Genomic DNA, 14,461 nt, shown 5'->3' on the forward strand with positions numbered 1-14,461 from the left:
AAGGATATTTTCCAAGGTGGATTTCATTTATAAAAAATCCCGGTCTTTTGACCGGGATTTTTAGTGCCGCCTTAACTACGGAATTTATCCCTGTAAGCTCCGGGAGCTAGCCCTGTCCACTTTTTAAATGCGCGATTAAAAGCGCTGGGCTCGGAAAAGCCCAGGCGCTCGGCAATTTCAGCTACAGCGGTTTCCTGCTGCTTCAACTGGTAAACCGCCATATCCCGTCGAACAGAGTCTTTAATATCCTGCCAGCTGTTGCCCTCCTCTTTGAGGCGGCGGCGCAGCGTCTGTGGAGATGTGTATAAACGTGCGGCGACATCATCCAGTGACAGATTTTCGATACTGTTTTGCTGTTGCAGCATACGGCGAATACGACCGGTGAAACTGTGGTCGGATTTGTATTGGGTCAACAGGCACTCGGGGGCGCGGGACAGGAAGTCTGCCAGCTGTTGCTCATCGCGTACCAGGGGCATTTGCAAATAGCGAGTGTTAAATACCAGGCAGGTTTCACCTTGGTTAAAGTAGTGCCTGCAAGGGAACATATCGCTGTAGTCTTCGTTGTAGTCGGGCGGGGGAAACGCCAGAAGAACGCGCTCTAATAAAATGGTACGGTCGATCAGCCAGCTAAAAAAGCGCAACCAGATTACCGCGATAGATTCGACGAAAATTTGGTTGGGCAATTTTTTTTCATTGGTGTGGTGAATGATCAGTCGAGCTTCTTCACCATCCTCGACCAGCTTGATGTGCAAGTCGTCACTCACCATGCTGATAAAGCGGCTAGAGCGAAGCAGAGCTCGGCGCAGGTTGGGACAGGTGATACAAGCGTGCCCCATCATGGCAAAAGTGCCCGGCAGCCAAGGGCGCGCCAGGAATCCTCCTGACTCATCGTTCAGAAAATCCCACTCAAGGCGTAACAAGTTGGCCATCTGCTCCCGGCCAACGCGGCTATCGGGCTCATCTAGCTGGGCGGGGGCGATTCCGCTATCAATGAGTAGTTGTTGGCAGTCCAGTCCGGTCGCTTGTGCGCCAACCAGATGGGCCTTTACCGCAGCGGCGGGAATACCTAGCCCCGCTTCGCGGAGTTTGGGGTTTTCATTGTCCACTCTTTCAGCCTCACAATTATTTTCTGTCTGCTGCTGTATTACGGTATGGATTATGCGCAAACAGAGAGAGAAAGTCAGGCTTCTGCTTAATTTATATGCAACTGCCTATGCTTTTATTAGTGGTGACAGTTTCGAACTTGATGGGCTTATGGAATAAAAGTTGTCTATTTCTGTCTTTTAATGTGTATTTTTTGCGTTAACGACTGAAAATCCCAGTTTTGCTCTCAACAATTTTCTATGCTTGATCCTCTGTGGACTGACAGTTCTTTTAAAGTTTGATAGCGATAGTGAATCACTATTTCCTCGACCTGTAAGTCATATTCGTCAACAATAGGAAAAATTCCGTTAGTGAAGGACTGGTCAAATGTCACCGACGTCTGTTGCAAGTCTGTTAAACCCGACCATCTGCCGGCGAATGTTGATTGCTTACCTGATTGAGCATATTCCGCGTCCCAATAATCCTACTTTGGAGGAGGCAACTGGATGGCCTCGCCGTACGGTGCAGGACATCATTGCGAAAGGATTGCCGGGGCATGGCACAGTTGTAGAGTTCATTCAGGAAGGCGTGCGCCACAATGACGGCTACTACCTGCTGCGTGATTGGGGGTCTTTTGACAAGAATTGGGTGAAAACCAATTTGCCGATTATTTGCCAGGTGTTAGATGTAAAGCTGGATTTGAGTGACGCAATGAGCTGATCAGAGCGCCACTCACAAAGTTGGATTACTGCTGTGGCGCGTGGCTTTGCTGAAGAATTTTATTCACTTTCTCCAGTAGGGCGGGATTCGATTTAATGCTGTTGGCAATTTCCTGGTATTTGGTTTTGGAAAGGCCGGCTTTTTCAATTGCGGCGATCATTTTTCCCTGTGCTTCTTTGTTGATCGCTTCCGCTTCCTTGATATCGGCAGCCGCTTTCAGTTTGGGAGCGTATTCTCGACTCAGCATCACGATAGAGCGATAGGCGTTGGCAAATTGCTTGAGCTGCGGTTCGCTAAACGAAGCTTTGGGGGCGGTTGTTTGGCTGGTAGCAGGTTGTGCGAAGGTCATCGGCACGCTGAGTGATATTGCCAATACAGCCAGGTATTTCAAAAAGAGCTTCATCGGGCACTCCAAAAAGTATAAGGACGCTTTTGCTTCTCAGAGGGAGCACCCAGCGTCACGTTGGGGCTGTAAATTTATGCTTGTGGCGGAGCTTTAGTGACCTGTACCAAGTCTAAAGCGGGTAGCTATTAGTCTTCAGCGTAGTCAGTTTCTGGCGCCTTGTAGCGCCTTTTTCCGCCAGCAAGGAGAATTTTTCCTGGAGTGGTTGTGAGGTCATAAAATTTAGTGAGCGACTGCCGCCGCTCATAATGCAGGAAAACTGCACCGGATTTAAACCGAGGTGGGCCTTGCGACTAACGGTCGCTGTGATCAGCTAGAAAATCCAGAGAAATTTCTTGCGTTTTTTCAGCGACTGTTCGCAGCTATTGAGTTGTTGCTGATATTTTTGCGCCCTGGCAGATACCTTGTGGGATACATTCTTTAGCCAGGCTTTATTGTGGAAAGTGCGCCGATTAAAACCACCGTGCCCCTCGTGGTAGGCGAGGTAAAGGCTGTAGGTGTCATTGGCGCGTATCTGGCACTGGCGTGCACTGGTGTTGTTATACCAGCCGATAAAATCGATGGCGTCGCCAAAATCATCCCGGTCGGCACCGTAGTTAAAGGAAGACCTTTGGTAGTGGCGCCAAGTGGTCCCCAGAGCCTGAGGATAACCGTAGGCATCGGACGGCCTCGGGCCGGGGATAAAGCCCAGGATCTTGGTGCGCGGGGGCTTGGCATCATGCACAAAACGGGATTCCTGGTGCATGATTGCCATCATCACTGCAATTGGAGAGCCCCATTTTTCCTCCGCGTCTTTTGCCTCGCCGTACCACTTCTTTTTTTCCTGGAAAATAGAGCAGACGTTGTCGAGATTACTTGGAGGCGCGGTTGCACAGCCGCTGCTCAGTGCAACAGCACTGAGCAAAACCAGCAGTCCGCATTTTTTATTTTTTTTGTGCATAACTATTTACGACATGTTTAAACGGTAATGGTCTTCACTCCGGCACTGGTGCCAAGCAGTAAAATATCGGCGGAGCGCTTGGCAAAGATACCGTTGGTCACCACACCAGTAATGTTATTGATGGTTTCTTCAAGGACAGTGGGGTGTTCGATACGCAGATTGTATACATCGAGAATGGCATTGCCATTATCTGTGATCACACCTTGACGATAAACCGGATCACCGCCGAGTTTAACCAGTTCTCGGGCAACCAGCGAGCGCGCCATGGGGATAACTTCAACCGGTAGGGGAAATTCTCCCAGGACTTTTACCCACTTGCTCTCATCGGCAATGCAGATAAATTCTTCAGAGCAGGCCGCTACGATTTTCTCTCTAGTCAATGCAGCACCACCACCTTTGATCATTTCAAGGGCGGGGTTTACTTCATCGGCACCATCCACATAGAACTGGATGCCGTCGACGGCATTAAGTTCATAAACGGGAATGCCGTGGGATTTGAGTCGCTGTGCGGAGGCTTCAGAACTGGCCACAGTACCGTCAAAGGTACCTTTGATCTCCGCCAGGTAATCGATAAAGAAGTTAGCGGTGGAACCGGTACCTACGCCGACAATGGAATTGTCCTCCAGGCGCGGGGCGATATAGTCGATAGCGGCGCGAGCTGTCGCCTGTTTCAATTCATCCTGGGTCATACTCTGGATAGTTTCCTTTGCAATTATTTCGCCTTAATTTGTATCTGACGATAAAAAAAAGCGCGTCTGGTTGTTTTTTGTGGCAAATATGCTTCTCAAGGCTTAGACTGTCATGCCGGTGCTGCGCTGCACACAGGGCCTATGTAACCCTGCTATTAGTCTACGCTGAGTCGCGCACAGTAATTAACCGCTACGGCCGTCAAACACGTCATGCCCAAGTCCTATATCAAGCGCATTTTAGACGCACGTATTTACGATGTCGCTACCGAGACGCCATTGGAGCAAATGCGCCAACTCTCCCATCGCTTTAACAACCGGATTCTGTTGAAGCGCGAAGATCTGCAGCCGGTGTTTTCCTTCAAGATTCGAGGGGCATACAACAAGCTCCTGCAGTTGCCCGCCGAGGAGCGGGCCCGGGGAGTGATCGCTGCATCGGCGGGCAACCATGCCCAGGGGCTTGCCCTGAGCGCAGCTCAAATGGGAGTACGCGCGACTATAGTGATGCCCAAAACCACCCCGCAAATTAAGGTGAGTGCTGTGCGCATGCGCGGTGCCGAAGTCGTGCTACATGGGGATACCTTTGATGAAGCAGCGGCGAGGGCTCGGGAGCTGGTTGAAGAGCGGGGGCTGGTATTTATCCACCCCTACGATGACCCCGATGTGATCGCCGGCCAGGGCACCGTGGCTATGGAGATGTTACGCCAGCACTCGGGCAATCTGGACGCGGTGTTTATTCCGGTCGGAGGGGGTGGTTTAGCCGCAGGCATGGCCGCCTATATCAAATATGTACGTCCGGAAACCAAAGTGTACGGTGTAGAGCCACAGGATGCTGCCTGTCTGGAGGCCGCGCTGAAAGCCGGCGAGCGCGCTCGGCTAGCGGAGGTGGGCTTGTTTGCCGATGGTGTTGCCGTTGCACAAATCGGTGAGGAGACCTTCCGGGTTCTGCGCGAAACCGTGGATGGGGTTATCACTGTAAGTACCGATGAAATCTGTGCGGCCATTAAGGATATATTCGAGGATACACGCTCTATCGCTGAGCCGGCTGGAGCCGTTGGCTTGGCGGGGTTGAAGAAATATTTGGAACAACACGACAATCGCAACGGCACCTTCGCCACAGTGTGTAGTGGAGCCAATATTAATTTTGATCGCCTGCGCTACATTAGCGAGCGCACTGAGATCGGTGAAAAGCGCGAGGCGGTTCTCGCGGTAAAAATTGCTGAGCAACCGGGAAGTTATCTGCAGTTCTGTCGGGATTTAGGGGACCGTTCAATCACTGAGTTTAACTATCGTTTTGCCAGTGATAACGAAGCGCATATCTTTGTGGGTCTGCAGGTGGTATCTGAGGAAGACCGCAGCCAATTGGTTAGTCAGCTTGAGTCCAAAGATTATCAGGTTACCGATCTCACCGATAACGAAATGGCGAAACTGCATATTCGCCATTTAGTGGGAGGTAGAGTACCGGGCTTGCCCGATGAGGTCATTTATCGCTTTGAATTTCCCGAGCGTCCGGGGGCCTTGCGCAAGTTCCTCGAGCATCTTGCCGGGCGCTGGAATATAACCCTGTTTCACTATCGCAACCACGGGGCAGCTTATGGGCGGGTTTTGGTTGGGTTACAGGTAGAGCCGGCTGCGCGGGGCGAGTTGCAGGCACTGCTACATCAGCTTCACTTTCGTTTTTGGGACGAAACGGAGAACCCGGCTTATCGCTTATTTTTGGGCGCTTAAACCATCTCTTTCGGTTACCTGAGAAAGGCGTCTCATTTATTGAAAGGTGTATAGACTGCAAATCCTGTTTTGTCGAACTTGCTTGTCTAATTTTGAGACAAAAAACTCATAAAATATCCAATAAACGGTTACTATTACGCCGCTTCTTGAGTATTGTCTATTCGCGTGGAACTTTTGCTGTGGCTTTGGTCATAAGCGGGGCGAAACGCATATAAAAACAAAATTATCGTACAGGATGGTCCCAATGAAAGCCGATGCGCTGACAATCGCTGTGGTTGTCTTTGTCGCGGGCGTTCTGTTGAGTACCAGTGGTTTATCTGAGGTATTTTCTTCCGAAGCTGAACCGCCGGCTGCTCTGCAACAGGGAGTGGTTACCCGTTAGGCTGATGCCGGGGGGGCGCTCTGCCCACGAGCAAACACAAAAAAAGCCGGACACCCAGGTGTCCGGCTTTTTTTGTGCTCCGCCAATCACTTTTTAGCGGCAGCGATAAATCCTTTGTTCAGTCACCACCATATCCAGTGGAATATCCCAATTGTCCGTGGGTAAGTTATCCACACACTGTAGATGGTGCGCTGCGCCAATAAGTTGTGGCCCCGTGCCTGGAAATAACTGTTTGCGCTCAAAAGTACGGTCGTAGAAACCGGCCCCCATTCCCAGGCGTGCTCCACCGGGATCGAAGGCGACGAGGGGAACTAAAACCAGATCCAGGAGCTTGGGAGCGCGGTAAGTCGTGCGCACTGGCTCCGGAATGCGATAGCGATTGCGAAAAGCCAGGGGTTCGCCTTGCCAACGCCTGAACCGGAGGTGGGGGTGTGGTTCTGCCGGCAGCTGTGGCAAATAAAAATGTTTTTGTGGAAAACGTTGCAGCAGGTAGCGGACATCCAGCTCGCCATCAGTCGGCCAATAGATACCGACATGCGCTGCTCGATTCATTTGTGGGATACGGCTCAGGAGAGTGATGGCTGCACGGCCATGCAAACGCTGTTGATAGGCGCTGAGTTCCCGTCGCCCCGCGCGCATACGGCGGCGCAGTTGCGTTTTGGTTTCAGTCATTGTGGGAAGAGAAGAGCGTGAAGAAATAGGGTACCCCGAGTGTGCGGCTGTAGACGGAGCCTTGAACCGTAAGGTTCAAGGTGGTGGGATCCGGAGTACATAAGGCTTTCCGCTACAAGGCGGACTTGCACACCAGCACTCGCTGGAAACCACCGGGGTAAGATTATCGGCTCAAGGACATAGTCTGCTGGCCAACACCCCAGGGTATGAACCAATTATAACTTGTAGAGCGGGGGGCTGTTAACCAGAAATTTAGATGAAATGACCAGTAGCAGAAAGTGGCTTCTTGTCACCTTACTCCTGAAGTTTTTCTTCCGAGTCTATTTCGCCCAGTGCGTTTTGCACCTTATCAGTAAGTCGCTCCAACATTTCCTCTTGCAGGGGAATGGAGCTGAGCTCAGCTTTCGCCTGGATAAGCTCGTGAGCAATATTAAGCGCTGCCATTACGGCGATACGCTCTAAGCCGATGACAGTACCCGTTGCGCGGATGCGGGACATGCGTTCGTGTAGCAGGTGTGCCGAAGCCTGTAGTCCGGCGCGCTCGCTTTCCGCGCAGGCGACACGGTACTCTTTATCGAGAATAGAAACAGTTACAGTTTCGGAGGGTGATGCGGTTTCAGACATCAGGTATCTTGCGTTAGCCCCTTAAGACGGTTAATCATAGCTTCTACCCGCGAGCGGGCGGCCTCGTTATTTTTTATCAGGCGCTGGCGTTCACGCAGCCAGTCGGCTTCCTGCCGGCGTAATTCACGATTGTCATCCGCCAATTGTTGACAGCGGGCAATGAGTGAATCCACGGTGCTTTCTAGCGCTTGCAGCTTATCCATATTTCCTGCATTTGAGGTCGACGTCTGAGTTCGCAACACGACAGACTGCGAGGGATTCCGCTACTATATTGCCGGCGTATTGGTGGGTCAATCGCTGCACCTGCGCGGACAATCACAAAATTGTCTCTTAATGCCTCAAATTCCCGGTTTGGCACCAGTGTGACGGCCGGATTGAAAAGCCTAATTTACAAAAAGCTGTACGGTAACCATGACTTCTGAAGCTAGCCGATTTGAACTCCTCGCCAACGCCATTCTCTCAGCTGGGGGGCAGGCTGACCCCAGTGAATTGCACGGTTTTATCTGTGGCATTTTGGCGGCGGGCGAGCGACCGGACAAACAGCGTTGGCAGAATGAGCTGGCCGGATTGCTCGATGTGGAAGCGGTGCCGGCAGATCTCAATCGGGATTTTTTCCAGCTGACTGAGGAAAGCCACAAGCAGCTCGACGGCTCTAACTTCGATTTTCAGTTAGTGCTGTGCGATGACGAAGATGTCGTCTCCCGCGCTCTGGCGCTGGGTCATTGGTGCGATGGATTCCTGCACGGCTTTGGTGTCGGCGGGGCCCGGGAAAAATTGATGCCCACCAGTGACGAAGCTTTAAAAGATATTAGCGCCATCGCCCAATTGGATGCCGAGCATGTTGAAGAGGGTGAGGAGACTGAGCTGCAACTGGTGGAACTGCAGGAATACGTGCGCGTAGCCGTACTCAATATATTTACTGAGGTAAAGGGTAAGGACTCCAATAGCGAGCCCACCATTCACTGATGTCTAAGACCCCGAAAACCACAGCGGGAATCAGTCGATCTGAGTACGCCCGCCGACGCAACCGCCTGATGGCAGAATTGCCCGCAGGTAGTTTGGCAATCGTGTCATCTGCTGGGGAGCAACTGCGCTCCCGGGATACTTTTTTTCCGTTTCGCCAGGACAGTGATTTTTTGTATCTCACTGGATTTGATGAACCGGAAGCGCTGCTGGTTTTGGTACCGGGACGAACACAGGGAGAAACCCTGCTGTTCTGTCGCGAGCGCGATGCGGAAAAAGAAAAGTGGGATGGCCCGCGCCTGGGGCCGGAGCGCGCGATGCAGCAGTGCGGCTTGAACGATGCATTTCCCATCGGTGATCTCGATGATATTTTGCCGGGGCTGCTAGAAGGGCGCGAGCTGCTCTATTTCCCCATGGGCCGCTACGCCCATTTGGATAAGCGAATCCGCAATTACCTGGAGCGGATTACTGCAGCGCCGGATACCGGGGGTGCACCGGAAATGGTCGACCTCGATTACCAGTTGCGGGAAATGCGACTGATTAAGTCGGCCCAGGAAATTCGCTTAATGGAGCAGGCGGCCAAAATCAGTGCCGAGGCACACAGCCGGGCTATGACCCGATGCCAGCCGGGCCTTTACGAATACCAGCTGGAGGCTGCCCTCCTGCATACCTTTGTCGACTCTGGAGCCCGGGAAACAGCCTATCCCACTATCGTTGGGGGTGGTGGCAATGCGTTGGTGATGCACTATTGCAGTAATAATGCCCAGTTGCGCGATGGGGACTTGGTGCTGGTGGATGCGGGGTGTGAGTACCGTGGTTATGTGGCCGATATTACTCGCACCTATCCGGTTAATGGTTCATTTAGCGGACCGCAGCGCGCACTTTATGAGATCGTTTTGGCGGCACAGCAAGCGGCGATTGAACAGGTTTCAGTGGGCAATCACTGGGATCATCCCCACGCTGCCAGTGTTGAGATAATCACTCAGGGGTTGGTCGATTTAGGACTGTTGCGAGGCGACACCCAGGGGTTGATAGAGTCTGGCGCTTATCGGCAGTTTTATATGCACCGGGTTGGCCATTGGCTGGGCATGGATGTGCACGATGTGGGTGATTATCGCATTCATGGAGCTTGGCGCCAGCTGGAAGCCGGAATGGTAATGACGGTCGAACCCGGAATTTATGTCCCGGAGGACGATGAGAGTATTCCCGCAGAATTTCGCGGGATCGGGATTCGAATTGAAGATGATGTCGCACTTACCAATAGAGGGCCTCAGATCCTCTCAGCAGCGGCTCCAAAAGCGATTGAAGATATTGAATACACCATGCTTCACGGACGGGACTTACTGACCCGTTAGAAGTGATTGTTGGATTGTTCGGCCAATAATATTTCAATGCCGAATAATCAAAGGGGGAATTGGGATGGGTGAGTCGGCGCGTAAAGTAGATGTGGCCATTGTCGGTGGCGGTATGGCGGGAGCCAGCCTGGCATTAATGTTGTCACATTTTTGTCCTCAACTCAGTGTGGCGCTCCTGGAGCAGAGAGCACTGCCGGATGCCGCTGCCAGTATTCAGTTGCCGAGTTTCGACACGCGAGCCACGGCCATTGCCGCAGGCAGCTTGCAGTTATTTGCGGAGCTTGGGCTCTGGCCTGCTCTGCAAGCCTATAGCGCCCCGATTGATCGTATTCATGTGAGTGATCGGGGGCATGCATTTGGCGCCGCCCTCTCGACCCGTGAGGGACAGGGAGTCAACTTTGAGGGCATTCTGGGCGCAGTGATAGAAAATGCAGCGCTGGGCCCGATTCTCCACAGCGCACTGACTAGCACTTCCACCCAATTATTAGCGCCGGCGCAGGTTACTGACATTACCATGACCTCTGCGGGCGCAAACCTGTTGTGGCGATCCGAGGATAATTCCCCCGATCAGGCACTGTCCTGCGGATTGGTAGTCGTTGCCGATGGGGTGAACTCCCCCCTTTGCCGCCAGCTGGGAATAGAGATCAGCTCGGTTAAGTACCCTCAGAGAGCACTAGTCGCTACGGTCGCTCTGCAACAGCCTCACCAAGGTGTGGCTTACGAGCGCTTCACCCGAATGGGCCCCATGGCACTTTTACCGCTGCCAGATAGAGAAGGGCAGCACCGCGCGGCACTAGTGTGGGCTTGCGAGGAAGCAGAAGCTGAGCGTGTCGGTGTAATGCCTGAGGCTGAACGCCTGAAAAAACTGCAGCAGGTATTTGGCTGGCGTGCCGGACGTTTTATTAAGGTTGGAGCCGTTCAGGGGTATCCATTGAGTTTATCGATCGCCCAGGAACAGTGGCGCCGGAATGTGGTGTTGATGGGCAATTGCGCCCACTTTCTGCACCCAGTAGCAGGGCAGGGTTTTAACCTGACTCTGCGGGACTGTTATGGATTGGCACAAGCCCTGTCGACAGTGACGTCGGATACATTGCCAGGGCGGCTCGATTTCCTGCAGAAATACGGAGAAATGCGCCAGCTGGACCAGCAATTGACGATTGGATTCAGTGACCGTATTCCCACACTGTTTTCCTCTTCCGGTTGGCTGCAACAGGGAATTCGTCAGTTGGGAATGCTCGGCCTTACAATGGTCCCGCCGCTGCGCCGGGAATTTGTCAGTCAAGCGGCGGGATTTGGGCTTTAAAAGGTGCAGGGTCGGGGACGGCTACTGCCACTTCAGCGGAATTGGCTTCTATGAACAGACATCGTTTGGATTTTGCCATTGTGGGTGCGGGCATGGTGGGCATGGCCCAGGCAGCGCTGCTGGCAGTTCGGCACCCGGGCATGCGTCTGGCCTTGCTGGAGGCGTCCCCGGAAACAACGCCGCAATTGTCACCGCAGTATGAACCCCGCGTGGTGGCCCTGACACAGGCCTCCCGCGAGCTGCTCGAAGAGGTGGGAGCCTGGGATGATATTGCCAGCCGCCGCGCCTGCCCCTATGTGGAAATGCGGGTTTGGGATGCAGATGGAACCGGCTCAGTAAGCTTTAACAGCCGCGATGTGCAGCTGCCGAATCTCGGTCATATCGTCGAGAATAATGTCATTGTCGCCGCGTTAAGAGCACGGCTGGAAACCCTACCCAACGTGGAGTTAGTCAATGGTTTTCGCCTGGAGAGCTGGTGGCGCGACTGCGGACTCTGGCATTTACAGCCTCGCGGTGAAGATCGATTAAATGAAGAGGATGGCCTCCGTGAGCAACCAGAGATAGTACGCACCCGCCTGTTAATCGGTGCCGATGGCGCCCGCTCTAAAGTGCGGGACTTACTGCATATCCGCTCCCAGGATACCGATTACCATCAAACTGCGTTGGTGTGTGTCGCGCGCAGTGAGAAATCTCACCGTCACACCGCTTGGCAGCGTTTTTTACAAACGGGTCCACTGGCATTTTTACCTCTCGCGGGGTTGGGGGATGACAATCACTGCGCCGTGGTTTGGTCTGCGGATGAAGCGTTGGCGCAGGAGCTATTGATGCTGGATGACCAGGCCTTTGCCCTGAACCTGGAAAAAGCCTTTGAGAGCCGCTTGGGCAAAGTGGAATCCGTCAGTGAGCGCTTTTCCTTCCCCTTGCGCGCGCGCCATGCGGAACGTTATCGCGGCCCTGGTGCTGTATTGGTGGGAGACGCCGCCCACAGTATCCACCCCCTCGCGGGCCAGGGTGTAAATCTTGGGCTGCAGGATGTACGGGTGCTGGCAGATGAAATTGACCGCGCTATGGCACGCGGCCTGGAGCCCTCTCACTCTTCAGTGTTGGCTCGCTACGAACGCCGCCGTCGCGGCGACAACGCCGCCACTATGAAAGCGATGAGCGCCTTTAAGTCTTTGTTCGGTGCTGGCGATGTGCACTGGCGCTGGCTGCGTAACACTGGGTTGAGCATGGTAGATGCAAGCCCCATGTTAAAGAAGCGGATTATTATGCGGGCTATGGCGGTTTAGTTGTAGCTCGGATTTTGACTCAGATTCTATTAGAAAAAAGGTTGTGATAAGTGAGCCAATGGATAACCGTTTATTCTTTCCCGATGGAGAAAGAATTGACGGAATTAGCCCGTTTTATACAAAGTCACGGTTTGCCGGTACGAATTATTGAAAAAGGCAAACAACAATGCGTAATAGCCGAAGATACTAAATTGGCGGAATTCTTAAGGCCACTGATTAGTCACTGGGATACTGAAAAAATAGATCTTGATTTTTATTTTTCTCAGTTGATCCGGGGTTTGGAAATTAATGAAGTGGATTCAGAGTTAAATGAATCTGAAGGCAAGGAGAGTAGCGAGCCAGATTCTGAGAGGGGTGAGAGGACTTACTATATACCAAGCTTCCCTCTGGATAGTACCCCTTTAACTTTTCTGTTAATTACTCTTTGTTTTCTGGGGTGGTTTTTATTCACTAGTAGCTTGGCGGGCTTGCTTTTAATTACTCCTGACCCGGCTGGCACTAGCGTCGGTCAGTCAACATTGGCTAAGCACTTGCAGGAAGGTGAGTATTGGAGGTTGTGGAGCCCTGCAATTGTACATTTTTCATTCTTGCAGGCCCTTATGAATGCTTTAGCCCTATGGATTTTAGCCCGGCCAATTGAAGTTCGAGGAGGGGCCTCAGTTTTAATTGCGTTGGTGGTGCTTGGAGGGCTTGTGGCAAACCTCACACAGTTCTTGTGGGCTCCACAGTCCTATTTTGCCGGCATGTCGGGAGTAATTTACACACTTGTTGGTTTTGCTTTGGTAGTTCAGCGTTGGCAACCTGCTTGGCAGGATATTCCTAGGAGTATTTTACTCGTAATGACGGCTTGGCTTGTTCTAAGTGCGTTGGGGATATTTGGTTTCATCTTGGGGGTTAATTTTGCCAACCCAGCAAATATTGGAGGGCTACTCAGTGGATTGCTGAGTGGACTGATTTATTGCGCAATAGGTGGAGCGCGAAACTTTTATTCTGGTGATATTTACGCTCGAGAATTATGATTTTACTGATAACCTACATTTTTATTGCCCTTGGCTTTTCTTTTCTGTGCTCGATAGCCGAGTCGGTTATTCTCAGCGTAACAACGCCATACGTGCGCCTAATGGAACGGGAAGGGCATAAAGCGGGGTCTTTGCTGCGCAAATTAAAATCCGATATTAATGCCCCCCTGGCCGCTATCCTCACCCTGAATACCGTCGCGCACACAGCGGGTGCTGCAGGTGCCGGTGCCCAGGCAGCAGCGGTTTTTGGCAATGAATACCTGGGTATCGCATCAGCGATCCTGACTCTGTTGATTCTGGTCTTTTCTGAAATTATCCCCAAGACACTGGGAGCCGTGTACTGGCGCCAACTGGCCCCCACTACCGCTTATGTATTACGCGGCCTGGTTTGGTTACTCCACCCGTTTGTAAAAATGTCCGAGTGGTTGACCAAAGGACTGTCCCACGGCCCAACTCTGACGGGCTTCAGCCGCGATGAGTTCGCCATTATGGCGGAAATTGGCGAGGCCGAAGGGCAGTTAGAGCAGCGGGAGTCCAGCATCCTGCGCAACCTATTCTTCACTCTGCGGGACCACTCCGTACGCGAGGTGATGACTCCCCGCACGGTGGTCTTCTCCCTGCCGCAGGACATCACTGTGGAAGAGGCCTACGAGGATGCAGAGAAAGGGCGTTTCTCCCGTATCCCAGTCTATGAAAATCGCGACCCGGATTGTGTGGTGGGTTTTGTATTGCGACAGGAGCTATTGCTGGCCTACGCCAAAGGTGAGCACCAGAAAACTCTGGCGGATTATCGCCGTGAAATGTTGATCCTGCCGGAAACAGCCACTATCTACCAAGCGTTCCAGAAAATGCTGTCCCGCCGCGTGCAGATTAGTGCTGTTATGGATGAATATGGCAGTCTCGAAGGCTTGGTGACCCTGGAGGATCTGCTGGAGACCCTGCTCGGGGAAGAAATTGTCGACGAAGCAGATAAAACACCCGACCGTCAGGAGCTGGCTAAGCGTTTGTGGCGCTGGAGGTCGAAGAAGTACGGCCTTAAAGTCGACGAATCTGCAAACACAGAAGAGAACGCGGAAGAGGCTGGTCAAGGGCGCGACCGGGGCAGCGACTGATAAGAGCTTCATTGGTTGAAAAATGATCATTTCTGCGCTAGCCCAACACAGTGGGTATTGGGTATTGCCCGATTCCATAACGCGGGCGAAAGCAGGATAGAGCGCCAGCGGAATCTTTGACGGCCTCTGTGAACCTGGACAGGTTTTACTACCAATGCCTGCTAGGCTTGCAGAGCATATAT

The 14,461-nt window shown here is 52.5% G+C and carries 15 protein-coding genes, 1 other RNA gene and 1 pseudogene; 9 read left to right on the plus strand and 8 right to left on the minus strand.

Annotation, left to right across the window (positions count from 1 at the left end; translation table 11 throughout):
* Nucleotides 1-71 precede the first annotated feature (71 nt).
* Nucleotides 72-1,106, minus strand: coding sequence for an AraC family transcriptional regulator (locus ACJJIW_RS08080; protein ID WP_444892234.1), 1,035 nt, complete (start codon nucleotides 1,104-1,106; stop codon nucleotides 72-74).
* A 364-nt stretch (nucleotides 1,107-1,470) separates the two neighbouring features.
* Between ACJJIW_RS08080 and ACJJIW_RS08085 the strand changes: the two genes are divergently transcribed.
* Nucleotides 1,471-1,803, plus strand: a complete 333-nt coding sequence (locus tag ACJJIW_RS08085) for a helix-turn-helix domain-containing protein (protein WP_413663608.1) — start codon at nucleotides 1,471-1,473, stop codon at nucleotides 1,801-1,803.
* A 25-nt stretch (nucleotides 1,804-1,828) separates the two neighbouring features.
* Here ACJJIW_RS08085 and ACJJIW_RS08090 read toward each other — a convergent pair whose 3' ends face one another.
* The 3 genes from ACJJIW_RS08090 to rpiA form a co-directional block, all read right to left on the minus strand.
* Complete coding sequence (locus ACJJIW_RS08090; RefSeq protein ID WP_282930932.1) at nucleotides 1,829-2,206, minus strand: DUF4168 domain-containing protein; 378 nt, start codon at nucleotides 2,204-2,206, stop codon at nucleotides 1,829-1,831.
* Between the two features lie 313 nt (nucleotides 2,207-2,519).
* Nucleotides 2,520-3,146, minus strand: coding sequence for a transglycosylase SLT domain-containing protein (locus ACJJIW_RS08095; RefSeq protein WP_444937067.1), 627 nt, complete (start codon nucleotides 3,144-3,146; stop codon nucleotides 2,520-2,522).
* Nucleotides 3,147-3,163: 17 nt separating this feature from the next.
* Complete coding sequence (gene rpiA, locus ACJJIW_RS08100; protein WP_444892233.1) at nucleotides 3,164-3,835, minus strand: ribose-5-phosphate isomerase RpiA; 672 nt, start codon at nucleotides 3,833-3,835, stop codon at nucleotides 3,164-3,166.
* A gap of 207 nt (nucleotides 3,836-4,042) precedes the next feature.
* Between rpiA and ilvA the strand changes: the two are divergent.
* Both ilvA and ACJJIW_RS08110 read left to right on the plus strand, forming a co-directional pair.
* Nucleotides 4,043-5,560: pseudogene (ilvA, locus tag ACJJIW_RS08105) on the plus strand (threonine ammonia-lyase, biosynthetic); the annotation flags it as partial.
* A 244-nt stretch (nucleotides 5,561-5,804) separates the two neighbouring features.
* A complete protein-coding gene (locus ACJJIW_RS08110) occupies nucleotides 5,805-5,942 on the plus strand; it encodes a hypothetical protein (RefSeq protein ID WP_192879435.1) in 138 nt (45 codons plus the stop codon).
* A 93-nt stretch (nucleotides 5,943-6,035) separates the two neighbouring features.
* Here the strand turns inward: ACJJIW_RS08110 and ACJJIW_RS08115 are convergent, their stop codons facing one another.
* The 4 genes from ACJJIW_RS08115 to ACJJIW_RS08130 form a co-directional block, all read right to left on the minus strand.
* Complete coding sequence (locus ACJJIW_RS08115; RefSeq protein WP_282930936.1) at nucleotides 6,036-6,614, minus strand: 5-formyltetrahydrofolate cyclo-ligase; 579 nt, start codon at nucleotides 6,612-6,614, stop codon at nucleotides 6,036-6,038.
* A 28-nt stretch (nucleotides 6,615-6,642) separates the two neighbouring features.
* Nucleotides 6,643-6,823: non-coding RNA, 6S RNA (gene ssrS, locus ACJJIW_RS08120), on the minus strand.
* An 85-nt stretch (nucleotides 6,824-6,908) separates the two neighbouring features.
* Nucleotides 6,909-7,238, minus strand: coding sequence for a cell division protein ZapA (locus ACJJIW_RS08125; RefSeq protein ID WP_282930937.1), 330 nt, complete (start codon nucleotides 7,236-7,238; stop codon nucleotides 6,909-6,911).
* Nucleotides 7,238-7,441 carry a TIGR02449 family protein gene (locus ACJJIW_RS08130; RefSeq protein WP_108734784.1) on the minus strand — a complete coding sequence of 68 codons (204 nt, stop codon included), beginning with the start codon at nucleotides 7,439-7,441 and terminating at the stop codon, nucleotides 7,238-7,240. The genes ACJJIW_RS08125 and ACJJIW_RS08130 overlap by 1 nt, the downstream gene beginning before the upstream one ends.
* Before the next feature lie 208 nt (nucleotides 7,442-7,649).
* Here ACJJIW_RS08130 and ACJJIW_RS08135 point away from each other — a divergent pair, with 208 nt between their 5' ends.
* The 6 genes from ACJJIW_RS08135 (at nucleotide 7,650) to ACJJIW_RS08160 (ending at nucleotide 14,279) form a co-directional block, all read left to right on the plus strand.
* Entirely contained in the window at nucleotides 7,650-8,204 is a 555-nt protein-coding gene (locus ACJJIW_RS08135; RefSeq protein WP_413663604.1) for a UPF0149 family protein, read from the plus strand.
* Nucleotides 8,204-9,556, plus strand: a complete 1,353-nt coding sequence (locus tag ACJJIW_RS08140) for an aminopeptidase P N-terminal domain-containing protein (protein WP_444918430.1) — start codon at nucleotides 8,204-8,206, stop codon at nucleotides 9,554-9,556. Before ACJJIW_RS08135 ends, ACJJIW_RS08140 begins: the two co-directional genes overlap by 1 nt.
* 64 nt (nucleotides 9,557-9,620) lie before the next feature.
* Nucleotides 9,621-10,859, plus strand: coding sequence for an FAD-dependent monooxygenase (locus tag ACJJIW_RS08145; RefSeq protein WP_444937068.1), 1,239 nt, complete (start codon nucleotides 9,621-9,623; stop codon nucleotides 10,857-10,859).
* Nucleotides 10,860-10,909: 50 nt separating this feature from the next.
* A complete protein-coding gene (locus tag ACJJIW_RS08150; protein ID WP_413663601.1) occupies nucleotides 10,910-12,148 on the plus strand; it encodes a UbiH/UbiF/VisC/COQ6 family ubiquinone biosynthesis hydroxylase in 1,239 nt (412 codons plus the stop codon).
* Between the two features lie 50 nt (nucleotides 12,149-12,198).
* Nucleotides 12,199-13,167 carry a rhomboid family intramembrane serine protease gene (locus ACJJIW_RS08155; protein WP_444937069.1) on the plus strand — a complete coding sequence of 323 codons (969 nt, stop codon included), beginning with the start codon at nucleotides 12,199-12,201 and terminating at the stop codon, nucleotides 13,165-13,167.
* Nucleotides 13,164-14,279: a CNNM domain-containing protein gene (locus tag ACJJIW_RS08160; protein ID WP_413663599.1), complete on the plus strand. Its 1,116-nt coding sequence runs from the start codon at nucleotides 13,164-13,166 to the stop codon at nucleotides 14,277-14,279. Before ACJJIW_RS08155 ends, ACJJIW_RS08160 begins: the two co-directional genes overlap by 4 nt.
* The last annotated feature ends 182 nt before the right edge of the window (nucleotides 14,280-14,461 follow it).

It is taken from the genome of Microbulbifer maximicatervae (SeqCode), assembly GCF_052467815.1.